Source organism: Sporacetigenium mesophilum DSM 16796, assembly GCF_059569055.1.
This window is the reverse complement of the sequence record NZ_JCANUR010000003.1, coordinates 21,309-45,636: the sequence shown is the minus strand read 5'-3', so window position 1 is coordinate 45,636 and position 24,328 is coordinate 21,309. Positions and strand designations below refer to the sequence as shown.

The window sequence follows — 24,328 nt, the reverse complement described above, 5'->3', positions numbered from 1 at the left end:
GATATCTTACTAAAGTTCCTGAAAAATTGTCTTTATCTTTGTTTAAATAAGGAAGAGTAGAAGATAACTGTGAAATAAAGTTATCATTAAATATTTCTATATCTCTTGATTTTTCTCTTAAAGAAACAACATCTCCGATTTCAACAAAATAAGATGGTCTATCAACCTTTTTACCGTTTAATAAAATATGACCGTGCACTACCATTTGTCTTGCTTGTCTTATAGAAGATGCAATGCCGATTCTATAAACTAAGTTGTCTAATCTACACTCTAATCTTTTAATTAAGGCGTGTCCCGTTTGATCTTTATCGTTAATCGCTCCTTGGACATATCTTTTAAATTGTTTTTCTAAAACTCCGTAATAAGCTCTAAGTCTTTGCTTTTCAAGTAGCTGTCTTCCGTATGATGAAAGCTTTTTATCTCCTCTTGAAGTACCCTTAGTCGCTCTGTTCATAGCTTTTGGGTGACCGTATACATTTAACCCTAAGCTTCTAGATAATTTAAATCTTGGTTGATTCATTGTTGCCATAAAATCCATCTCCACTTTAAAAAATTTGCCGCGATAATTTAAAGCCGATACAAGTATATAATATCATATTATAAAATGAATGTAAATGATAATTGTTATCAATAACGAAAAAATAATTATATAAGGCAATAAAAAAGTAGGGTATATGATATCATGCACCCTACTTGTGTAATTATTTATATAGAAGTTTCTCTTAACTCTAGACCTTTATTTCTCTCAGTTAAATGTCTAACAGACCATTCATTTTGGAATAATAACACTGGATTTCTATTTTTGTCTTCAACTAATATAGTATCCATTGTTATTGAGAAGTCATCAGGTTTGAAAGTATCTGCATCAACCCAACGTATATGACGGTAAGGTAGTTTTTGTATTGTCATATCAACTCCATATTCATTCTTTAGACGATATTCTAAAACTTCGAACTGAAGTACTCCAACTACTCCTACAATAAGCTCTTCCATACCGTAATGAGGTTGCTTGTATACCTGTATAGCACCTTCTTCTGATAATTGTTGAAGTCCCTTTAAAAACTGCTTTCTTTTGAGCGAGTTCATTGTAGATACCCTTGCAAAATGCTCAGGAGCAAATTGTGGTATGCCAGTGTATTCTAAATTTGATTGATTTTGAGATAATGTATCACCAATATTAAATATTCCTGGGTCGTGTATACCTATAATATCACCAGGGTAAGCTGTATCTACTATAACACGATCTTGTGCCACAAATTGTTGAGGTTGTGCAAGTTTAACTTTTTTATTTTTTTGTACATGAGTTACTGCCATGCCTTTTTCGAATTTACCAGAACAAATTCTCAAAAATGCAATTCTATCTCTATGAGATTTATCCATATTTGCTTGAATTTTGAATATAAATCCAGAGAAATTGTTTGATTCAGGGTCAATATCACCTAAATTACTGCTACGAGGCAGTGGAGGTGGTGTTATATCTAGGAATGACTCCAAGAATGGCTCTACACCAAAGTTAGTAAGGGCGCTTCCAAAGAATACAGGTGTTAACTCACCACTTAGTATCTCATCTAAATCAAAACTATCTCCAGCAATATCTAATAGTTCAATATCATTTAGTAGTTGTCCATGAAGAGCATCTCCTAATAAATCCTTGAATTTCTCATCTGATATATCTCCAGTTGTGGACTTAGCAATAGCTTGTCCATGTTTGCCATCACTAAAAAGTTCAACCTGGTTTTTATGACGGTTAAAAACCCCTTTGAAATCCTTACCAGAACCAATTGGCCAGTTTACTGGGCATGAACGAATTCCAAGAACATTTTCAATATCTTCAAGTAGCTCAAATGGATCCTTTCCTTGACGGTCCATTTTGTTTATAAAAGTAAAAATTGGTATTCCTCTCATTTTACAAACATGGAACAGTTTCTTTGTTTGATCCTCAACACCTTTAGCAGAGTCAATAACCATTACTGCACTGTCAGCTGCCATAAGAGTTCTATAAGTGTCCTCACTGAAATCTTGATGTCCTGGTGTATCAAGAATATTTATACAAAAATTGTTATATTCAAATTGAAGAACACTTGATGTAACAGATATACCTCTTTGTTTTTCAATTTCCATCCAGTCAGATACCGCATGTTTTTGAGATCTTCTTGATTTAACAGATCCTGCAGCATGAATAGCTCCACCGTATAATAGGAATTTTTCAGTTAATGTAGTTTTTCCTGCATCGGGATGGGAAATGATTGCAAAGGTTCTTCTTCTTTTAACCTCATCATTAAAACTTAAATTTTGTTCTGTCATTTTTTATCACCCTTTATTTTAATTTTAAAATTATCCAAATATAAAAAACTCTAACCTTATTGATGTTATAACTTTATTGCAAAACTGTCAATATACAAGGTCACTTAAAAACTTAATAATATGTTGTTTATTTATACTTCATATAACTAATTATATCTAAAAATGTAATAGACAAACTATATAATTCATATTCTTAATTAAAGAAACGTTTTCAAAATATATTTTTACCTTGGAGGATAAGTATGGTTAAAGAAGTATGTAAAGTAAAAACCTTAGATGAAGCATTAGATATACTTGATTTCAAAAAATCCAGTGCACAAGTAATAGCTGGAGGAACAGACTTAATTGTTCATATGAGAGACAGTAACTTTGACAAGGAAATTTTAATTGATATCTGCGATATAGAAGAACTTAAGAGTATAAAAAATGAGGATAACACTATAAAAATAGGAGCATGTGTAACATTTAATGACATTATTAACTCGGACGTAATTAGTAGTAATTTAAATGGCTTAAAAAAGGCATCAAGTCTTGTAGGCTCTCCACAAATAAGAAGTAGAGCAACTATAGGTGGTAATATTTGTAATGCTTCTCCAAGTGCTGATATAATACCACCACTTTTAGCCCTAGATGCTATAGTGTGTGTTCAAAGTAAGAATTACAAAAGAAAAGTATACCTAAAAGACATACTATTAGATAAAAATAATATTGATTTAGCACCAAATGAAATTTTAACATACATAGAATTTGAAAATCCAAATCAAAACCAAGTCTTAACATTTACTAAACTAGGATTTAGAAAGGCATTATCTATAGCCAAAATATCAAGTAGTGTTTTATTAGAAATAGAAGAAAATAAATTCAAAAATATTAAATTAGCACTAGGCGCTATAAGTAAAACTGGTATAAGAGAATGTGATGTTGAAAAATATTTAACTGGAAAAACTGTTAAAGATGAAAACATAAACAAAGCTTTAGATATATTACAAGATAATGTAAGTGAAAGCTTAAAAGCTAGAAGCAGTGGGGAGTATAAATCACATGCAGTTAGAGGTGTGGTAAAAGAAGCCATATACGAAGGTATAGATTTATACAATGCTATAAATAAACATAAAGATTAATTTTATAGTTACTATAAAAAAAATTCGCTGCGCTCATGTCGCCAACGACCTAAAAAACAGGTCCGTTGCTCAAATTCGCTTCAAATAAGGGGGATATTAATGAAAAATATTAATTTAAATATAAATGATACGATATACAATGTTGATACAAAAGAAGAGGAAAGGCTTATTGATGTACTTAGGGATAAGCTAAAGTTAACAGGAACTAAGGAAGGTTGCGGTGAAGGTGAGTGTGGAGCTTGTTCTGTACTTATGGATGGAGAGTTAGTTAATTCTTGCTTAGTACTGGCATTTCAAGCAGAGGATAAAAAAATAACCACAATAGAAGGTGTAAAAGAAGAACATCTTAAAAAAGCATTTGTTGATATAGGAGCTGTTCAATGTGGATTTTGTACACCGGGCATGGTTCTTAGTGGAAAATATATACTAGACAAAAACCCTTCTCCAAGTAAGGAAGAAATAAGAGAAGGTATATCTGGCAATTTGTGTAGATGTACAGGATACAATAAGATTGTTGATGCTATACATTTAGCATCAAAGATAAGGGGAGAGAATTAATGGAGGTAGTAGGTAAGAATATAAAAAGAGTAGATGCTTTGGATAAAATAAACGGTAAAGCCATTTATCCTCAAGATATATACTTTGAAGATATGCTCTATGGAGAAACTTTAAGATCAAGCAAAGCTCATGCATATATAGAAGTTGATATAAAGGAAGCTCAAGAAATAGAAGGTGTAGTAAGGATATTTACATCAAAAGATCTACCTTACAATCATCATGGTGTTATATTTAAGGATCATGAAGTATTTTGTGATAAAAAGGTAAGAAGAATAGGAGACCCTATAGCTTTTGTTGTAGCAACTTCAAAAGAAGCAGCAAAAAAAGCTTTAAATCATATAAAAGTAAACTATGAAGAAATAGAAGGAGTATTTGACCCAATAAAGGCTATGGAAGATAATAGCCCTAAGGTACATGACAATGATAGTAATATAGTACATCATTTTAAACTTAGAAATGGCGATGTAGATGAAGCCTTTGAAGAATGTGATGTAATAGTTGAAAACGAATATAAGGTTCCTCAAATAGACCATGTTTTTTTACAACCTGAAAGTGGAGTTGCTAAACTTGATGAGAAAGGCAATATAATATTGTACACAGCAACTCAATATCCTCACTTTGACCAAATAGAAATAGCTGAAGCACTTGAAATAGATAAAGATAATGTAACAGTAATAAACTGTGCAGTTGGAGGAGCATTTGGGGGAAGAGAAGACGTTACAATGCAAATACACTTAGCATTAGCCGCAAAAGTCCTAAATAAGCCAGTCAAAACAACATATTCTAGAGAAGAATCATTTATAGCCCATTCAAAAAGACATTCAATGGTCATGAAATATAAAACTGGAGCAACTAAAGATGGAAAATTAAAAGCATTAAAAGCTACTATTGTAGGGGATACTGGAGCTTATGCATCTTGGGCAATAAATGTTTTAAGAAAAGCAGGAGTACATGCAACTGGACCATATGAAGTAGAAAATGTGCATGTAGATAGTTATGCAGTATATACAAACAATCCATTTAGTGGTGCCATGAGAGGATTTGGAGCAACACAACCTCCAGTAGCATATGAACAACAAATGGATATATTAGCAGAAAAACTAAACATGGATCCAGTAGAGTTTAGACTTAAAAATATATTCAGAGCAGGAAGTAAAACAGCTACAAACCAGATATTAAAAGAAAGTGTTCCACTTGAAAAATGTATTAAAGAAGTTAGTAAACATATGGACTTTAGCAAAAAAGGAACAGGAATTGGAGTAATGTTTTATGGAACAGGATATGGAAATGGATTCCCTGATGTTTCAAATGCAAATGTAAAAATAAATGAAGATGGAAAATTAGAAATATATGTTGGAGCAACTGAAGTTGGTCAAGGTGCAAAAACAATAATGAGCCAAATGGGAGCAGAGGTTTTAAATATTAAAGTAGAAGATGTAATATTTATAAATGAAGATACATCAATAACACCAGACTCTGGAACAGCTGCTGCAAGCCGCCAAACTTACAATACAGGAAATGCTATAAAAATAGCTTGTGAAAAATTAAGAGATGAAATAAGTAAGTTATACGATATAAAAGATTGTGACTTAAAAGAAGTTTATAAAAATATGGATAAATCACTTTTAAGTAAAGAAGGGTCATTTACAGCATATACAACAAGAATGGATGAAGAAACTGGAATAGGAAACCCATACTGGCCATATACCTTTGGAGCATGTGGAGTAGAAGTAGATGTAAATGAAGAAACTGGAGAAGTAAACATATTAAAAGCAGTAGTAGCACAAGACGTAGGAAAAGCAATAAATCCTCATTTAGTAGAAGGCCAAATAGATGGAGGATTTGCTATGGGTGTTGGATATACATTAATGGAAGATTTAAACGTTGTAAACGGAAAAATAAAAAGTAATAAGTTATCTAAATATTTAATACCAACATCACTAGATATAATTGATCTAAAAAAGGTAATAGTTGAAGATGAAGAAAGTACTGCACCTTTTGGAGCAAAAGGAATAGGAGAACCTGTTATGGTTTATGTAGCTCCAGCTATTTTAAATGCAATAGCAAGTGCAACTAAAACTAGAGTAAATGAATTACCTGCAACACCTGATAGAGTGATAAAAGCAATAAAATCATCTATATAATTGGGGGCAAGAATATGGATACCAAAAGTTTAATAGATTTAGCAATGAAAAATAAAAAAGCAGATTTAGTTTTCAAAAATGCAAAAATAGTCAATGTATTTTCCCATGAGATAATAAATGCAGACTTAGCAGTACATGATGGGATAATAGTTGGGATAGGAAATTATGATGGAGTTCAAAACATAGATTTAAAAGGAAAATTCATAGTTCCCGGGCTTATAGACTCTCATGTTCATATAGAATCTTCTATGGTATCACCAATAGAATTTGCAAAGGCAATAGTACCAAGGGGAACAACTACAATAATAGCAGATCCACATGAAATAGCAAACGTAAGTGGATTGGATGGAATAGAATATATGCTAAAAAGTAGTGAGAACCTACCACTAGATGTATATCTTATGCTGCCGTCTTGTGTACCGGCGACAAACTTTGAAAACTCAGGGGCAATACTAAAGGCAGAAGACTTAGAAAAATTCATAAATCATCCTAGAGTTTTAGGTCTTGGGGAGATGATGAATTATCCAGGGGTTATATACAAAGATCAAGATGTAATAAATAAAATTGACTTAGCTCATAAAAACAATAAATTTATTGATGGACATGGGCCAGAGATGAAAAATGAACAATTAAATGCCTATGTTATAAGTGGAGTAGCTACAGAACATGAGTGTTCAACTGTAGATGAGATGATAGAAAGACTTAGACTTGGAATGTATATTATGATAAGAGAAGGTTCTGCAGCGAGAAATTTAGAAACGTTAGTTAGAGGAGTAAATAACTTTAATTATCAAAGGTGTCTATTCTGTACAGACGACAAACATCCAGAAGATATTTTAGGTAAAGGTCACATAGACAATAACATAAGACTTGCAATAAAAAATGGAGTAGATCCGATAAGTGCTATACAAATGGCAACTATAAATGCTGCTACTTGTTATAATCTGAAAAATAAAGGTGCTATAGCTCCAGGATATTATGCTGATATGTTAATAGTAGATGATTTAAAAGAATTCAATGTAGAAAAAGTTTATAAAAAAGGGGTATTAGTTGGAGAAAATAAAAAGCCATTATTTAAAAGAAGCTATGCTGATAACTCCAAAGTTATAGATACAATAAACATACTAGACATAAAAAAAGAAGACTTAAGTATGAAACTTAAAGGCGACATAGTAAATGTTATACGATTACTTCCACATAACTTAGTAACAGAAAAAGTAACTAGAAAAGTTGATTTAGAAAACAATGTATTTAAATACAACGACAAGCTAGATATCTTAAAACTTGTTGTGCTTGAAAGACATAAATATACTAAAAATATAGGACTTGGTTTAGTTGAAAATTTTAAGCTTAAAAATGGTGCAATAGCATCCACAATTGCACATGATTCACACAATATAATAGTTGTTGGAGATAATGATGAAGACATTTTAAATGCAATAAAAGAAGTTAAACGTATAGGTGGTGGAATAGCTATTTCATCACAAAATAAAATATTAGACAGCTTGCCACTTATAATAGGTGGACTTATGAGTGATAAAGACATAGAATATGTAAACTCTAAATTAGATAATATGTTAAACATAGCATATGAAAGACTAAATGTAAGTAAAGAAATCGACCCTTTTATGACATTATCGTTTTTGGCACTTCCAGTAATACCTCAGATAAAGCTCACAGATAAAGGACTATTTGATGTAGAAAAATTTGATTTTATAGAACTATAAAAAATATCATCTAAATTTAAAGTATTTAAGATATTTGAAATAACTTGTTCATATAATTTAGTAAGCTAACTTAAATTATTCACTAGTATAGTTTCAATATAAGGGTAGCAAAAAAATGAGAGGGGTTTGTGTATATGGAGTTTTTAGAAAGAAGGTTTAAACTCAAGGAACACAATACAAACGTAAAAACTGAAGTATTAGCAGGAATTACAACTTTTATGACAATGGCCTACATACTAGTTGTAAACTCTAATATTTTAGGTGATGCAGGAATGGATAAAGGTGCAGTATTTGCAGCAACTGCAATAGCTGCATTTATAGGAACTATGTGTATGGGATTAATGGCAAATTACCCAATAGCACTAGCACCAGGTATGGGACTAAATGCATTCTTTGCTTACTCAGTAGTTATAGCACTAGGGCACACTTGGCAATTTGCTTTATGTGCAGTATTTATTGAAGGTATAATATTTATATTACTAACGGTTACAAATGTCCGTGAAGAAATAATAAATTGTATACCTCCACTTTTAAAACATGCAGTTACAGCTGGTATTGGATTATTTATTGCATTTATAGGCCTTATTAACACAGGAATAATAACACAAGGTGGAGCGATACTAACTCTTGGAAGTATGCATGCGCCTTTAGTACTACTTTCAGTAGTTGGCGTTATAATAGCAGCAATACTTATGTGTAAGAATGTCAAAGGAGCATTTTTATTATCTATGATAATAACATCTGCTATAGGAATGGTTATTGGATTAGTGGAGTTTCCAAAAGCTATAATATCAAGTATACCATCTTTAAAACCAGTATTTTTACAGGCATTTGCAGTTGAATCATCACAAATATTTAGCTTTGATATGATAGTAATAGTATTTACATTCTTATTTGTTGACTTATTTGATACAGTAGGATGTTTAGTAGGGGTAGCATCTAAGGGAAATCTTTTAAATGAAGATGGAACATTACCTCGCGCAAAAGAAGCTTTACTTGCAGATGCTATAGGAACAACAGCTGGAGCACTTCTTGGAACTTCTACAGTTACATCTTATGTTGAAAGTTCAGCAGGAATTGCAGAAGGCGGAAGAACAGGGCTTACTGCAGTAACTACAGGATTTTTATTCTTAGCATCTTTATTCTTTGCACCAATATTTACATCTATACCTCCTCAAGCAACAGGTCCAGTTTTAATATTAGTTGGGGTATTAATGGCAAGCTCAGTTCTTGAAATAAACTTTAAAGATCCAACAGATGCAATACCTGCATTCTTAACACTTATAATGATGCCACTAGCTTACAGCATAGCTGAAGGTATTATATTTGGTATAATATCTTATACTATACTTAAGCTTGTATGTGGGCAAAAAGAAAAAGTTAATATATCACTTATAATTTTAAGTATATTATTTATACTAAAGTTTGTATTCCTATAAGTTAAAAAAGTCTCCTTTGATACCTATTGTATCAGAGGAGATTTTTTTGTAAGTCTAGAAACTATTATAAAATATATAAATTAATGATTACTAAATATGTTTTCATGGTATTATAATGTTATATTTAATTAGAATTTAAATTATTATATATAAATATGGAGGAATTATTATGAATTCACATCGCTTTAGTTACGAGTCATACGTAATAAGAAGAAAGGTTCTTAAATTAATTGGAGCAGCTTTTCATATATACAATCCTAGTGAAGAGTTAGCTTTTTATGTCAATCAAAAGGGGTTCAAATTAAAGGAAGATATAAGAATATTTACAGATGAAACTATGTCACAAGAAGTTATATCTATTAAATCTAGAAATATAGTAGATATCTCTGCAACATATGATGTTATTGATACAGGTACAGGTGAGAAAGTTGGAAGCTTAAGAAGAAAAGGGTTAAAGTCTATTTTAAAAGATGAATGGATCATTTTAGATTCTTATGATAATCAAATTGGAACTATAAAAGAAGATAATATTGGACTAGCTCTTTTGAGAAGGGTTATAGGTATAATACCTCAAAGCTTTGTAGGCAAAACAAATAATAGTAATGTATTTACTTTAAAACAAAATTTTAATCCATTTGTTCAAAAAATAAACCTTGATTTTATAGATAGCTCTTTTGATAAAAGACTTGGAATAGCAGCAAGTATATTAATATGTTCTATTGAAGGAAGACAAGGATAACAAAGAAACCATATAGCATATGCTATATGGTTTCTTATTTGTATATTATTTTCCTATGAACATTTGTGTCCAGTATAATCTTCCATTTTTATCTTTAGCTATACCTATACCTATTTCAGTAAAGCTAGAGTTTAATATATTTTTTCTGTGACCTTCTGAGTTCATCCAAGCAGTCATAACTTCTTGTGGAGTTCTTTGACCCATAGCGATGTTTTCACCAGCAGATCTATAAGTTATACCGAATTTCTTCATCATATCAAATGGAGAACCATAAGTTGGAGAATTGTGATCAAAGTAACCCTTATCTATCATGTCTTGTGATTTTATAGTAGCAACTTTAGATACTTCCATGTTTAACTTAAGAGCACTTAGCCCTCTTGAAGTTCTTTCTTTATTTACTATGTTTAGTACCTCTTGTTGATATGCGCTAAACTCACTACTTGTTGTAGCTGGAGCAGGTGCTGGCTTTTCAACTTCTGGTGTAGGAGTTGGAACTGGAGCAGGTGCTGGCTTCTCAACATCCGGTGCAGGAGTTGGAACTGGAGCAGGTGCTGGCTTTTCAACCTCTGGTGTAGGAGTTGGAGCAGGTGCTGGTTTCTCAACTTCTGGCGCTTGAGTTACAACTGGCTTTTGTGTATTCACTTTATAGCCTTTACACGTTGTTCTAATAATTTATTTAAATCAGCACTTTTAGTTATATTTGTTTTATTTAAGTTATCTACTTTTATAGTTTTAACAGATAATGCATCGGCACCACTTACCATTGAAGCTGATAACATTGTACCTATTATAGCATATGTGAATATCTTCTTTGTTCTCTTCATCATAGTAGTATCCTCCTTGTGATTTGAACTTAGTTGATTAATTTAATATCTATAAATTAATTTTCAAGAGTTTTTTGTTTTATTAACTCTGTAACTTTTTTGTAACTTTTGCGATAAACATAGTATAGCATATGGCTTTATATTTTCAAACCCACAAATTCTTCCAGTAGATAATTTACATATAGCTAAACGCTAAAGGGGTAAAAAAGAGGGCTGAAATTAAATTCCATCCCTCTTTGTATATTATCTTCCTATAAACATTTGTGTCCAATATATTCTTCCGTTTTTATCTTTAGCAATACCTATACCTATTTCAGTAAAGCTAGAGTTCAATATGTTTTTTCTATGGCCGTCTGAGTTCATCCAAGCAGTCATAACTTCTTGTGGAGTTCTTTGACCCATAGCGATGTTTTCACCAGCTGATCTGTAAGTGATACCAAATTTCTTCATCATATCAAATGGAGAACCATAAGTTGGAGAATTGTGATCAAAGTAACCTTTATCTATCATATCTTGTGATTTTATAGTAGCAACTTTAGATACTTCAGTGCTAAACTTAAGAGCGCTTAATCCTCTAGAAGTTCTCTCCTTGTTTACTATATTTAAAACTTCTTGTTGATATGCACTAAACTCGCCAGTCGTTGGAGCGGGAGTAGGTGCTGGTGTTGTTTGTTAAAGCATCTGCACTATTTGCCATAGGAAGTGCCAATAATATACCTAACATTGAATATGCGACTATTTTTTTTGTTCTTTTTATCATAATTGTATCCTCCTTGTAATCATCCGTAGTTAATAAATTTAATCATTTATGTTAAATTAGATAACTAATATTTGTTTTGGTTTGTAACTTTTCTGTAACATTATTGTAACTATTTTGTAACTTTATTGCAACACCTAATATATGATTTTTATACATGGAAGATATTTACATTGTGATAAAATGTAGATATGCCAATAGATATAGGCTTTTTAGGTAAGACTTATATATTTCTTTATACATTGTGAAAAAATAATAAGGAAAGAATTAAATAGTAATATAGAGACTATTAAGGTGCAAAATAATGTACTAAAAATAAAAATATGTTATTATAAATTAGTATTGTTATACATTTTGCCTAGTTATCTAGGATTACATATATTACTCGGGAGGTATTAACAATGTTTCAACTTGATGATTGTATTGGATTTATAACAAATAAAGTTTCTAAAAAAATTGCGGATATTTTTAACGAAAAACTAAGTAAATATGGAATTACTAGAGTGCAGTGGATAGCTCTATATTTTTTAGGAAAACATGAATATATTAACCAAAGTGAGTTAGCTGATAAAATGGATATAAAAAAATCTACAATGGTAAGACTAATTGACAGGATGGAAAAAGAGGGATATGTTCAGCGTCAAAAAGATATAAATGATAGACGAATTACATACATATGTCTAACTGAATTGGGAAAGAAACATAGAGAAGACCTATTGCCTTTTGGTGAAGATTTTAGTAATTCAATTGTTAGAAATATTTCTGAGGAGGAAATGGAAATATTTAAAAAAGTATTAGATAGATTAGTTGAAAATACAAAATTTGGCGAGTAATTATATTTTTTTAGAAAATTGTTGATTTATTAAATATTTAATGCTACAATTTTCACAAGGATAGTTGTAGCACTAATAGTTAGCATAGCAACTATTAGTGCTACAATAAATAAAGAGGAGGAAGAAAAATGAAAAAAAATCCAAGAGAAATATTAGATGCATTCCTAGGAGGATTACAAGATTTAGGTCAAACGAATGGAGAACAAGTAAACGCTTTTATGGCATTATTGGGAGCATCTTACAAACCTGGAAAGCTTGATACAAAAGCTAAAGAATTAATAAGTGTAGCTATAGGTGTTTATAATCGTTGTGAATACTGCATAGTATTCCATGTATATAAAGCTTTAGAGTCAGGAGCTACACGTGAAGAAATTTTAGAAGCTGCAATGGTATCAGTAGCTTTTGGCGGAGGACCTGCAATGGCATACAGTGCAACATTATTAAAAGATTCAATTGATGAATTTGAAAAAGACTTTAAATAATACATATAGGTAGTGTAAATAAAAGGCAGACAATACTTGAACTGCCTTTTATTTACGTTAAATGGAGGTAATATTATGATTGAGCTAAAACTTGAAAAATTATCTGGAGAGAGTAAAAGTGGAAAAGTAGGAAAAATTAACGTAAAAATTGGAGATGAAATAAGAGAGGGAGATGTACTGCTTCAAGTTGAATCTCAAAAAGGAAATGTTTCTGTAAAATCTGATGTAAATGGCAAGGTTGAAGAAGTTTTAATAGACGAAGGACAAACTATTAAAATAGGAGATAGTTTATTTAAAGTAGAAGGGGTAAAAAGTGAACAATCTACTGAAAAAACACAAACATTTGATTATTTTAATACCTTAATGAAACCTAAAAAAGAAGAAATAGATGCTGATATAACTATAATAGGGGCAGGGCCAGGAGGTTACGTTGCAGCGATCCATGCAGCAAAGCAAGGAAAGAAAGTTGTTGTAATTGAAAAAGAACATGTAGGTGGAACATGTTTAAATTATGGATGTATACCTACGAAAGCTCTTGTGCGTTCATCAGAGATTTATAAAAATATGATAGAATCTGATAGCTTTGGTATTTTTGCTGAAAATATTTCTGTTAATATGGAAAAAGTTATTAAGAGAAAAGATGATATTAAAAATCAACTAAAAAATGGAATAGAATATTTACTAGAAAAACACAGTATACAAAAGATTAATGGCATAGGTGAAATTATTAATGAAAATACTGTATTTGTGAAAACAAACAGAACAGAAACAACTATAAATACTAAAAATATAATAATTGCTACTGGGTCACAATCTTCAATTGTACCTATTAAAGGAATAGAGTCTAAGAATGTATTAACAAGTAAAGAAGCTTTAGATATGACAAATTTACCTAAGAGATTAGTAATAGTAGGTGGAGGAGTTATAGGAATGGAGTTTGCTTTTATCTATTCAAGTTTTGGGGTTGAGGTTTTTGTTGTTGAGTATGCAGATAAAATATTAATTTCATTAGACGATGATGTGTGTGATGAAATAAGTGAAATTGCAAAAACAAATGGTATTAAATTATATACTAATTCAAAAGTTGAAGCAATTGATGAAACTGAAAATGGAGATTGTGTAGTTTCATTTATTCAAGGAGACGAAAATAAATATATTTCAGCAGATAAAGTATTAGTTGCTGTTGGAAGACAACCATATTTTGAAGGATTAGGCATTGAAAAATTAGGTATTGAAATGAATGATAATAAAAAGGGTATTAAAGTTAATGAAAAAATGCAGACAAATATACCAAACATATATGCTATAGGTGATGTTACAAATATAATTCAATTAGCTCACGTTGCTTCTCATCAAGGAATTGTTGCTGTTGACAATATTTTAGAAAAAAATAAAGTTATGGATTACTCAACAGTACCAAGTGCGATTTTTACTGAACCTGAAATAGCAGTGGTAGGAATTACAGAAAAAATTGCAAAAGAAAGAGGAATAGAAGTAGAAATTGGGAAATTTCCATTTGCAGCTAATGGGAAAGCTCTTACTTCAGGTGAATCTAGAGGTTTTGTTAAAATTATAAAAGAAAAATTAACTGGAAAAATAATAGGTAGTACAATAATAGGACCTCATGCAACAGATTTACTTGCTTCGGTAACATTATGTATAAATAACGGACTTACTACGGAGCAAATAACAGAAACTATATTTGCACATCCTACAACTGCTGAATCAATACATGAAGCAGCTTTAACTGTAGAAGGTGGTGCAATACATTTTGCATAACAATGCTATTTCAACTAGAATAATATGTTCATCATCATATAATCCATGGCAAAATTTAGCTATTGAAGAATATCTTCTTAAAAAAGTAAAAAAAAGCGAAGTAATACTGTACTTATGGCAAAATGACAATACTATAGTAATAGGAAGAAATCAAAACCCATGGAAAGAATGTCAATGTAAAGAGTTTGAAGAATATGGTGGGAAAATAGCACGTAGATTATCTGGTGGAGGAACTGTTTTTCATGACATTGGTAATCTTAATTTTACTTTTGTTATGGACAAAAATTTATATGATTTAGAAAAACAGTTAAAAGTAATTCTAAAAGCAGTTAATAATTTAGGTATTAATGCTAAATTTTCAGGGAGAAATGATATATTAGTTGATGAAAGAAAATTTTCTGGAAATGCTTTTTATGAAGATGAGAGTTCAGCATATCACCATGGAACTATACTTGTTAATGCAAATATGGATAAGTTAAGTAAGTATTTAAAAGTATCAAAAGAAAAAATTGCATCTAAAGGAATTGATTCTGTTCGATCAAGAGTAATAAACCTAAAAAGTATTAAACCTGACTTAACAATTGAAGTTTTAAAAGACAGCCTTATAAGTAGTTTTGTTGAAGTTTATGGTGGCTCATCAACAGTAGAATATATAAAAGAGAATGAATATACAATCCAAGATTTATTTAACAAATACTCTTCATGGGAGTGGAAATATGGAGAAACTCCCAAATTTGATATAAATTTTGTTAATAGATTTAAATGGGGAGAAATAGATCTTAATCTAAATTTTAAAAATGGTATGATTGATTCTTTAGCTATTTATTCTGATGCAATGAATAGTAAGCTGATTAAGGATATGGAGAATGAATTAATAAATATACCTTTTAAGATAAATTATATTTGTGAAAAGCTAAATAATATTAGCTGTAAAGCTGATGAAAAAGATATAATTTTTCAAATAAAAGAATGGTTAAAAAGCAAAATAGTATAATTTCGTTGTTTTATCTATAATTAACTAAATATTACTTTTTAAATTCTTAATTATAAACAAAAAACTACTTATTAAAAACTAATAGGTAGTTTTTTTGTTTGTATTTTTTCTTTTTAAAAGCTGTGATTTCATTTATGAATAGTCGATAGCTATCTGGAGAAAATATAGTTTATTCAGTTAAGGGGTGATAATTTGGTATTTAATATAGATAATACTAATGAAAATAAAAAATATGGAACAGAAAACTTTGGAAGGCTAAAAAGAGTTATGTTACATCGTTGTGAAGAATCTCTTAAGGTCATAACAAAAGAAAATAAAGAGATATTTTTATTTGATAGTGTCCCTAATGTAGATAAATTTCTTGAAGAACATAAAGAATATGAGGATATGCTTAAAGATTTAGGAGTTGAGGTAAATCTAATAGCAGACAATGTTTATAGAAATAAAGATTTGATTAACCGTCTTCCGAATCTTACATATTTACATGATATAGGTGTAATTAGCTCCTATGGAAGTATAATCTCAAAAATGTCATCAAGGGGAAGATGTCATGAAGAGATTGTAGTTAGAGAAGCTTTAGAAAATCTACGAATAACAACATTATACGAGCCATTTGAAGGGGAATCCTTTGAAGGATGTTTGTTGTTATCTCAAACTACAGTTTTTGTAGCAGATACTGAAAGGCATAGTAAGAAATCAATAGAAAAATTTATTAATTTTATACTGCAATACTTTGACGAGGTAATATATGCAAAGATTCCACAGGAAAGAAGATTTATGCATCCGGATATGATTTTGAATAGAGTGACAGATAATTTAATGATTTATTATCCAAAAGCTTTTAAAAAGACTTATTTAATAACTAAAAATACTAAAAATGAAATAGACATAAAAAAGTTTATGAATCGCAGAAATATTGAAATGATAGGCTTATCTAGTCATGAACAAAAGAAATGGGGATGTTCTTTTGTCCCTTTAGAGCCAGGGGTAATTATAAATTATGATATATCTCTAAAACAAAAAACTATAAATCTACTTGAAAGGGAAGGTGTTAAGTTTAAACATTTTCATCCTGATGCTCTTTTAGCTGGTGGTGGAAGTTTAAGGTGTTTAACCATGAGGCTTTTGAGGGAATGATATCTATGAAAATAACACGGATATTATTGTAATATATATCAATAAAATACAAAATAAACCGAATTATAACAAAACATATTGACAAAATATTACGGAATTGATACTATAATATACAAATGAAGGAATATTTTATTTATTCAAATCACATGACTGGCGGAAGTGGATTAACCACAGGGAGTGTGATTGTAGATATGCCGACCGCCTGGGCGATTAGTCCGGGGGGTCTATATTTTTTTGAAGAAATCCCGGAATTCACAATTAAAAGTGGAATGGAGGATTATAAAATGAAAACAGATGTCCAAATAGCACAAGAGTCAAAAATGATTCCAATAACAGATATAGCTAAAAGATTCGGCATAGAAGACGATGAATTAGAGCTATATGGCAAGTATAAAGCTAAGGTTTCTTTAGATGTATTTAAAAGATTAGAAGATAAGGTAGATGGAAAGTTAATATTAGTTACATCAATAAATCCAACACCTGCAGGAGAAGGAAAAACTACTACTAATATAGGATTAAGTATGGGTCTTAACAAAATAGGAAAGAAGACTATAACAACTTTAAGAGAGCCATCACTAGGACCTTGTTTTGGAGTTAAAGGTGGAGCAGCGGGTGGAGGATATGCTCAAGTTGTTCCAATGGAGGATATTAACCTTCACTTTACAGGGGATATTCACGCAATTACAACAGCTCATAACTTATTAGCAGCACTTTTAGATAATCATTTACAACAAGGGAATAAATTAAATATAAATTTAAGAAGAATAGTTTGGAAAAGAGTGCTAGATATAAATGACCGTGCTCTTAGAAATATTATAGTAGGGTTAGGTGGAAAATCAAATGGCGTTCCTAGACAAGATGGGTTTGATATAACAGTTGCATCTGAAATAATGGCTATACTTTGTTTGGCAACTAGCTTAGATGACTTAAAAGAAAGAATATTTAAAATTATAGTAGCTTATAACTATGATAATCAACCTATAACTGCAGGGGATTTACAAGCAACTGGATCACTAACAGTACTTCTTAAAGATGCTATAAAACCAAATATAGTGCAAACATTAGAAAATACACTAGCATTTATCCATGGTGGGCCTTTTGCAAATATTGCCCATGGTTGTAATAGTGTTATGGCAACAAAGTTAGCATTGAAATTAGCAGATTACGTAGTTACAGAGGCAGGATTTGGTGCAGATTTAGGAGCAGAAAAATTCTTTGATATTAAATGTAGATTTGCAGACTTAAAACCTGATTGTGCAGTAATAGTTGCTACGGTAAGAGCATTGAAAAATCACGGAGGGATAGAAAAACAGTATTTAAATGAAGAAAACTTACAAGCTCTAGAAAAAGGATACGAAAATTTAGAAAAACATATTGAAAATGTTAAGAAATATGGAGTACCTGTAATAGTGGCAATTAATGAATTTCCTACAGATACAGAAAAAGAACTTAATCTCTTTTATGAAAAATGTGCAAAACAAGGAGTTGAAGTTGTTTTATCTAAAGTATGGGCAAATGGAGGAGAAGGTGGAACAAAACTTGCTGAAAAAGTAGTTGAAACTATAGAAAACAGACCCTCAAAATTTAAACCTATATATGATGTTGAAGAATCAATAAAAGAAAAAATAGGAAAAATAGCTAAGGAAATATATGGTGCAGATGGAGTAGATTATTCTAAAGAAGCAGAGAAGCAAATAAAAGAACTAGAAATGCTTAAATTAGATAAAATGCCAATCTGTATGGCTAAAACTCAATACTCATTTTCAGATGATCCAAAACTTCTGGCAAGGCCAAGGGGATTTAGAATAACTATAAATGAAATTAAAGTTTCAGCTGGAGCAAAGTTTATAGTAGTATTAACTGGAAATATTATGACTATGCCAGGGTTGCCTAAGATACCAGCAGCTAACAATATTGATATAACTAGCGATGGAGAAATAATAGGGTTATTTTAATATACATTTGTTTTAAATAGACATTCAAAAAGGGCACTATAATTGCCCTTTTTTTATTTATCAAAAAGATGTTTATATTCTCCATATCCCTCTTTATCCAACATATCCTTTGGTATAAATCTCAATGACGCTGAGTTAATACAATATCTTAAGCCACCCTTATCAATTGGACCATCATTAAATACATGACCTAGGTGAGAATCAGAATCAGCACTTCTAACTTCTATTCTATGCATGTTATGAGTAAAATCAGCCTTTTCTTTTATAACCTTTCTATCTATAGGTTTTGTAAAAGATGGCCAACCACAGCTAGAATCAAATTTATCTATAGAAGTAAATAAAGGCTTACCGGATACTATATCTACATACAAACCTTCTTCAGTAAGATTCCAGTATTCATTTTGAAAAGGGGGTTCTGTACCATTTTCTTGTGTTACTTTATATTGTATAGGAGTCAGTTTTGATTTTAGTGTTTCTTTATCTTTTTCATTCTTAGACATTTATATCATCTCCTTTTATATCGTTCCAAGTTTCATTTATAAATCTTTCTCTTCCAGAGCCTATTCTATACATTTTGTAGTGCATAGGATTTTTCTTATAATAATCTTGGTGATATTCTTCAGCAGGGTAGAATGTTTCAGCTTCAAGAATTTCAGTAGCTATAGGGTATTCAAAACGACCGCTATTTTGAAGTTCTACAAAAGATTTCAAAGCTTCTTTCTTTTGATTTTCGTTATGATAAAATATAGCTGTTTGATAAGAGCTACCCCTATCTGCAAATTGACCATATGGATCAGTAGGGTCAATTTGTCTCCAGAATATATCCAATAATGTAGTATAACTTATAATTGATGGATCAAATTCTATTTGTACTGCTTCATAATGTCCTGTAGTATCGCTGCATACTTCTTCATATGTTGGATTTTCTGTATGTCCTCCTGTATATCCTGATGTAACTTTTATAACACCTTCATACTCATTGTATGGTTTTACCATGCACCAGAAACAACCTCCAGCAAAAGTAGCTAATTCGTATTGTGGCAAAGATATCATCTCCTATAGATTTGTATTTATGTAAATATCTATTAGTATTTATACCCATTATCATAATTTTCAAAACCATTATTCGTTCTAAGATATAATCTCCAAAAATATATCTATATAAATAACATATATTAACAGGAGGGCTTATGGATAAGAGAGAACTTCAAAAATGGTCAGAGTATGTATTTGATAAATGGAATCTACCTAATTGTATTATAGAGCATTATAGAAATACATTAGATGATTGGAGGACAAAACTTATTATATCTAGGCTATTACATAAATCAGATAATCTTCAAATAGCATTAGAATTAATAGAAAGTGTTATAGATGAAAAAATTGATTATAAACAAAATGATCAAGAATACTTTGGATCGTATACAGAGTATGTTGATAATAAGGCATGGGCCTATAAGGAACTAGGGATACTTTATTGGAAATTATATAAAGATAGTGAAAAAGGTTTAGAGTATATAGAAGAAGCTTTGAAAATAGCTGAGTCTATAGACAATAAATTTATGATTATTGCAAGGGGAGATATTTTCAGAGATAAATTAGAACTATTAAAAGAAATTGGAAGAGAAGAAGAGGCTATTACGGAAGCTAATAATAAGATAAATTTTATAGGTATGAATATTAAAAACAGCTATTTATTCAATGCATATGAATTCAAAGCTCAATGTAAAAAGGAAAAGGGAGTATATGATGACGCCTTATCTTATCTAAATACAGCGTGCGATATATATTTTTATGATGAAAGTGAAGAACATAAATTAAAAAATAAGTATAGAGACATATTAGAAAGAAAAGATATGAGTGATGAAAGAAAGTTCAATGAAATAAAATGGATTTTGGAAATGCATGAAGTATCTTGGGATATATAAAAGGTTTTATAATTTCATAGTAAGAATTCGAATGACTCTAATAGAGTCATTTTTTTCATAAATGAGTAATATTTTAATTTGTATTTTAATAGAATTGTTAAAAGGTATTTAAACACAAAAAATACTTTAAGGTGAAAAAAGGGGGGCTTGAAGTGTATACAGAACACATTAAACAGTTGTCAGAAAATTTCTACAATGACATGGTAAGGCTAAGACATGAATTCCATATGCATCCAGAACTAGGATTTCAAGAAACGAGAACTTCAAAGATAATTGCAGAAGAATTGGAAAAACTAGGGATTGAAGTAAAAACCAATGTAGCAAAAACAGGTGTAGTAGGTCTTATTAAGGGAAAATATCCTGGTAAAACAGTACTCCTTCGTGCAGATATGGATGCATTAGAAGTAAATGAAGAAGCAGATATTCCTTTTAAATCAAAAATACCAGGTCTTATGCATGCATGCGGGCATGATGGCCATAGTTCAGGGCTTTTAGGAGCAGCTATGATATTAAATGAGATGAAAGATAAAATACATGGAAATATAAAGCTTATGTTTCAACCAGCAGAGGAAACTGAAGGTGGGGCAAAGCCTATGATAGAAGAAGGAATTTTAGAAAATCCTAAGGTTGATGCAGCTTTTGGTTGCCATTTATGGGGAAGTATAAAGGAAGGGGAAATTCATGTAAAACATGGAGCTATGATGGCAGCGCCTGATACTTTTAAATTTAGGGTTATTGGAAAAGGCGGCCATGCAGCTATGCCTCATTTATCTATAGATCCTGTTATGATTGCTGTTCAAGCTATTAACAATATGCAATCTATAATAAGTAGAAGAATTAATCCACTAAGTCCTGCTGTAATATCATACTGCACAATACATGGTGGTGATACACATAATGTAATTCCAAATGAGGTAGAGGTAGTAGGTACTATTCGTACATTTGATAAAAATATAAGAGCATGGATTCCAAAGGCTATGGAAGGAGTTTTAAAGGGAGTTACAGAGTGTCAAGGTGCTAACTACTCTTATGAATATATAGAACGATATCCTGCTTTAATCAATGATGATAATATGACTGACTTAGCGTCAAAATCGTTATCTAAAATAGTTGGAGAAAAAAATGTATGTGAACTAAAAGAACCTAATATGGGTGGAGAAGACTTTGCATATCTTGCGCAAAATGTTCCATCAGCTTTCTTCTTTGTTGGAATAGCAAAGGATGAAAATGATCCTATATCACATCATCACCCTAAATTTGCATGGGATGATAAAAATGTTGCTATAGTAGCACAGAGTCTTTCACAAGTGGCGATAGATTTTTTAAATAACTAAAAATGGGGGGAATATGAATGAAAGGAAAGGGTAACAAAAAAAACTTTTTCAATAAGTTTTTAAATATGGTAGAAGTGGCTGGAAATAAACTTCCAGATCCAGTTACTTTATTCCTTATATTATGTTTAGGAATAATCTTAATATCAGGGGCAGTTGCAAATGCTGGTGTATCCGTAATACATCCACTAGATGGTTCAGAAGTCAAGGCTATAAGTCTTATGGATAAAGAACAGCTTCAAGGAATACTAGGAAACATAGTAAATAACTTTCAAGGATTTCCACCTTTAGGATTGGTTCTTGTAGTAATGCTTGGAGCAGGAGTAGCAGAGAAATCTGGACTTATGCAAGCAGCGATGAAAAATTCAATTGTAAAAATGCCTAAAAGTCTAGTAACACTTATGATTATTTTAGCTGGTATATTGGCTAATGCAGCAGGGGATGCAGGATTTATAGTACTTCCTCCATTAGCAGGATTAGTATTCTTAGGAATAGGAAGACATCCTCTTATAGGGATATTTGCAGCTTATGCAGGTGTTGCAGGTGGGTTTGCAGCAAACTTTATGGTTAACATGGCAGACGTATTAGCAGCGAGCTTTACTATACCAGCTGCTCAAATGATTTATCCAGAATATAATGGCACACCTGCAATGAACTTTTACTTTATATTTGTATCTACTATTTTCTTATCAGCTACAGCTATGTATGTAACAGAAAAAATTATAGCTCCTCGCTTTGGAGAATATAGGGGAGAGGTAGATAGTGAAGCACATTCAGCACTTAGTGATTTAGAGAAAAAAGGGTTGAAATTTTCAGGATATTCATTACTTTTAATTGTAGGTATTGTTGTGGGATTATGTTTAGGAGAAAATCCATTTATGGCTGATCCAAAAACTGGATCTTTATTAGCTGCTGATGCACCTCTTATGAAAGGTCTAGTTCCAATAATTACTTTAGTATTCTTAGTACCTGGATTAGTATATGGTAAAATAACTAAGTCAATTAAAAATGACAAAGAAGCAGTATCAATTATGGGTAAATCAATGAGCGATATGGGTACTTATATAGTGTTGGCATTTGCAGCTGCTCAATTCCTTGCATTCTTTAAAGCTAGTAATCTAGGTGTAATAATGTCTATAAAAGGAGCTGAACTATTACAAGGTGCAGGAATAACAGGATATGGATTAATAATTGGATTTATTATATTATCATCTTTCATAAATATATTTGTTGGAAGTGCTTCGGCAAAATGGGCTATTATGGCACCTGTATTTGTTCCTATGTTCTTACTTTTAGGATACGATCCAGCTTTAACACAAATGGCATATCGTATAGGAGATTCTATTACAAATCCGATAAGTCCACTATTCCCATATTTCCCTATTCTTTTAGGATTTGCTAGAAAGTATGATAAAGAAGCTGGTATGGGAACTATGATTGCTAATATGATTCCTTATTCAATTGCATTTGCAATAGTATGGATAATTCTTTTAGTTGTATTTATGGCCTTTAATCTTCCTTTAGGCCCAGGGGCAGGAATTTACTTTAATATAAAATAACAATAAGGATGGTAAATTTTTTACCATCCTTAATTATCTTTTAAAATTTCTTCAGTTACAAGTTCACTAGAAAGTAGTACTATAGATACTCCTGAGCCGGGATGAACAGAGCTACCTACAAAATAAAGATTATCAACAGTATCAGACTTAATATGTGGTCTAAAGTAATTAGTCTGTGTTAATGTAGGACTAAGGCCAAATGCTGCTCCACCATAGGAATTAAAACGACTATGTAAATTTTTTGGAGTAAGATAACTTTCAAATACTATATTTTCATCTATATCTTCAAGTCCTTTTATACTTTTAAGTTTTTTAAAGATACTTTGTCTTAATGTATTTATAGTGTTTTCATCCCATCTAATATTATCAAATAGAAGATTTGGGACCCTTACAATAATGCTTAAACACTCTTTATTATTTGATGCCATGGTTTCGTCGATTTTACTTGGGCAATAAATATATAGTGGTGGATTATCTGGTATTTTACCTTCAAATGGATCTTCTATATTTTCTTTAAAATTATCACCTATGTAGATATTATGTACTGATAAATTAGGATATTTTTTATTTAAACCAAGATATATAATAAATGTTGAACATGTATACTTCATATTATCTAAATATTCATCACTATATTTTCCTTTTGAATTACTATCTTTAATGAGTTCTTTAACTGCATATGGAAAGTCAGCATTACATACAATAATATCTCCTTTT

Annotated in this window: 23 protein-coding genes, 1 pseudogene and 1 riboswitch; of the genes and pseudogenes, 15 read left to right on the top strand and 9 right to left on the bottom strand. The window is 30.9% G+C overall.

All coding sequences use genetic code 11. The annotated features are described in order from the left end of the window. A partial coding sequence (rpsD, locus tag BS62_RS04380) for a 30S ribosomal protein S4 (protein ID WP_496490033.1) occupies positions 1-529 on the bottom strand: 529 nt, incomplete at its 3' end. 176 nt (positions 530-705) lie between these two features. Continuing rightward, positions 706-2,304 (bottom strand): peptide chain release factor 3, encoded by a 1,599-nt coding sequence (locus BS62_RS04375; RefSeq protein WP_496490032.1) that lies wholly within the window; start codon positions 2,302-2,304, stop codon positions 706-708. Positions 2,305-2,546: 242 nt separating this feature from the next. Here BS62_RS04375 and BS62_RS04370 point away from each other — a divergent pair, with 242 nt between their 5' ends. The 6 genes from BS62_RS04370 (at position 2,547) to BS62_RS04345 (ending at position 10,032) form a co-directional block, all read left to right on the top strand. After that, complete coding sequence (locus BS62_RS04370; protein WP_496490031.1) at positions 2,547-3,425, top strand: FAD binding domain-containing protein; 879 nt, start codon at positions 2,547-2,549, stop codon at positions 3,423-3,425. Between the two features lie 99 nt (positions 3,426-3,524). Beyond that, the gene (locus BS62_RS04365; protein ID WP_496490030.1) at positions 3,525-3,983 is read left to right on the top strand and encodes a (2Fe-2S)-binding protein; all 459 of its coding nucleotides are present in this window, start codon (positions 3,525-3,527) and stop codon (positions 3,981-3,983) included. Further along, positions 3,983-6,127 carry a xanthine dehydrogenase family protein molybdopterin-binding subunit gene (locus BS62_RS04360; RefSeq protein WP_496490029.1) on the top strand — a complete coding sequence of 715 codons (2,145 nt, stop codon included), beginning with the start codon at positions 3,983-3,985 and terminating at the stop codon, positions 6,125-6,127. Before BS62_RS04365 ends, BS62_RS04360 begins: the two co-directional genes overlap by 1 nt. Before the next feature lie 14 nt (positions 6,128-6,141). Next, on the top strand, positions 6,142-7,854 hold the full coding sequence (gene ade / locus BS62_RS04355) for an adenine deaminase (protein ID WP_496490028.1): 1,713 nt from the start codon (positions 6,142-6,144) through the stop codon (positions 7,852-7,854). Between the two features lie 134 nt (positions 7,855-7,988). Further along, positions 7,989-9,293, top strand: coding sequence for an NCS2 family permease (locus BS62_RS04350; protein ID WP_496490027.1), 1,305 nt, complete (start codon positions 7,989-7,991; stop codon positions 9,291-9,293). Between the two features lie 169 nt (positions 9,294-9,462). Beyond that, positions 9,463-10,032 carry an LURP-one-related family protein gene (locus BS62_RS04345; RefSeq protein ID WP_496490026.1) on the top strand — a complete coding sequence of 190 codons (570 nt, stop codon included), beginning with the start codon at positions 9,463-9,465 and terminating at the stop codon, positions 10,030-10,032. Between the two features lie 45 nt (positions 10,033-10,077). On the opposite strand, the gene BS62_RS04340 is transcribed toward BS62_RS04345, so the two are convergent. From BS62_RS04340 to BS62_RS04325, 4 genes and pseudogenes are all read right to left on the bottom strand, one after another. Next, complete coding sequence (locus BS62_RS04340; RefSeq protein WP_496490025.1) at positions 10,078-10,674, bottom strand: CAP domain-containing protein; 597 nt, start codon at positions 10,672-10,674, stop codon at positions 10,078-10,080. After that, on the bottom strand, positions 10,671-10,859 hold the full coding sequence (locus BS62_RS04335) for a hypothetical protein (protein WP_496490024.1): 189 nt from the start codon (positions 10,857-10,859) through the stop codon (positions 10,671-10,673). The genes BS62_RS04340 and BS62_RS04335 overlap by 4 nt, the downstream gene beginning before the upstream one ends. A 240-nt stretch (positions 10,860-11,099) precedes the next feature. Next, positions 11,100-11,471: pseudogene (locus BS62_RS04330) on the bottom strand (CAP domain-containing protein); the annotation flags it as partial. A gap of 10 nt (positions 11,472-11,481) precedes the next feature. Further along, complete coding sequence (locus BS62_RS04325; RefSeq protein ID WP_496490023.1) at positions 11,482-11,616, bottom strand: hypothetical protein; 135 nt, start codon at positions 11,614-11,616, stop codon at positions 11,482-11,484. Between the two features lie 398 nt (positions 11,617-12,014). Here BS62_RS04325 and BS62_RS04320 point away from each other — a divergent pair, with 398 nt between their 5' ends. The 6 genes from BS62_RS04320 to BS62_RS04295 all read left to right on the top strand — a co-directional run bounded on the left by BS62_RS04320 (position 12,015) and on the right by BS62_RS04295 (position 18,793). Then, positions 12,015-12,446, top strand: a complete 432-nt coding sequence (locus tag BS62_RS04320; protein ID WP_496490022.1) for a MarR family winged helix-turn-helix transcriptional regulator — start codon at positions 12,015-12,017, stop codon at positions 12,444-12,446. Positions 12,447-12,574: 128 nt separating this feature from the next. Beyond that, positions 12,575-12,928: a carboxymuconolactone decarboxylase family protein gene (locus tag BS62_RS04315; RefSeq protein WP_496490021.1), complete on the top strand. Its 354-nt coding sequence runs from the start codon at positions 12,575-12,577 to the stop codon at positions 12,926-12,928. A gap of 75 nt (positions 12,929-13,003) precedes the next feature. Beyond that, positions 13,004-14,707 (top strand): dihydrolipoyl dehydrogenase, encoded by a 1,704-nt coding sequence (lpdA, locus tag BS62_RS04310; RefSeq protein ID WP_496490020.1) that lies wholly within the window; start codon positions 13,004-13,006, stop codon positions 14,705-14,707. Beyond that, the gene (lplA, locus tag BS62_RS04305) at positions 14,700-15,701 is read left to right on the top strand and encodes a lipoate--protein ligase (RefSeq protein WP_496490019.1); all 1,002 of its coding nucleotides are present in this window, start codon (positions 14,700-14,702) and stop codon (positions 15,699-15,701) included. The genes lpdA and lplA overlap by 8 nt, the downstream gene beginning before the upstream one ends. Before the next feature lie 192 nt (positions 15,702-15,893). Then, the gene (locus BS62_RS04300) at positions 15,894-16,838 is read left to right on the top strand and encodes an arginine deiminase family protein (RefSeq protein ID WP_496490018.1); all 945 of its coding nucleotides are present in this window, start codon (positions 15,894-15,896) and stop codon (positions 16,836-16,838) included. Between the two features lie 136 nt (positions 16,839-16,974). After that, a riboswitch (ZMP/ZTP riboswitch) is annotated at positions 16,975-17,053 on the top strand. A 69-nt stretch (positions 17,054-17,122) separates the two neighbouring features. Then, entirely contained in the window at positions 17,123-18,793 is a 1,671-nt protein-coding gene (locus BS62_RS04295; protein ID WP_496490017.1) for a formate--tetrahydrofolate ligase, read from the top strand. Between the two features lie 53 nt (positions 18,794-18,846). On the opposite strand, the gene msrB is transcribed toward BS62_RS04295, so the two are convergent. Together msrB and msrA are read right to left on the bottom strand one after the other, a co-directional pair. Then, positions 18,847-19,293, bottom strand: a complete 447-nt coding sequence (msrB, locus tag BS62_RS04290; RefSeq protein ID WP_496490016.1) for a peptide-methionine (R)-S-oxide reductase MsrB — start codon at positions 19,291-19,293, stop codon at positions 18,847-18,849. Beyond that, complete coding sequence (msrA, locus tag BS62_RS04285) at positions 19,286-19,837, bottom strand: peptide-methionine (S)-S-oxide reductase MsrA (RefSeq protein ID WP_496490015.1); 552 nt, start codon at positions 19,835-19,837, stop codon at positions 19,286-19,288. The genes msrB and msrA overlap by 8 nt, the downstream gene beginning before the upstream one ends. A 146-nt stretch (positions 19,838-19,983) precedes the next feature. Here msrA and BS62_RS04280 point away from each other — a divergent pair, with 146 nt between their 5' ends. The 3 genes from BS62_RS04280 to BS62_RS04270 all read left to right on the top strand — a co-directional run bounded on the left by BS62_RS04280 (position 19,984) and on the right by BS62_RS04270 (position 23,611). Next, positions 19,984-20,721 (top strand): hypothetical protein, encoded by a 738-nt coding sequence (locus BS62_RS04280; protein WP_496490014.1) that lies wholly within the window; start codon positions 19,984-19,986, stop codon positions 20,719-20,721. Between the two features lie 152 nt (positions 20,722-20,873). After that, positions 20,874-22,055 carry a M20 metallopeptidase family protein gene (locus tag BS62_RS04275; protein ID WP_496490013.1) on the top strand — a complete coding sequence of 394 codons (1,182 nt, stop codon included), beginning with the start codon at positions 20,874-20,876 and terminating at the stop codon, positions 22,053-22,055. A gap of 17 nt (positions 22,056-22,072) precedes the next feature. Continuing rightward, the gene (locus BS62_RS04270) at positions 22,073-23,611 is read left to right on the top strand and encodes an AbgT family transporter (protein ID WP_496490012.1); all 1,539 of its coding nucleotides are present in this window, start codon (positions 22,073-22,075) and stop codon (positions 23,609-23,611) included. 29 nt (positions 23,612-23,640) lie between these two features. Here the strand turns inward: BS62_RS04270 and BS62_RS04265 are convergent. Beyond that, positions 23,641-24,328, bottom strand: a 688-nt coding sequence (locus BS62_RS04265; protein ID WP_496490011.1) for a phytoene desaturase family protein, incomplete at its 5' end; no start/stop codon positions are given.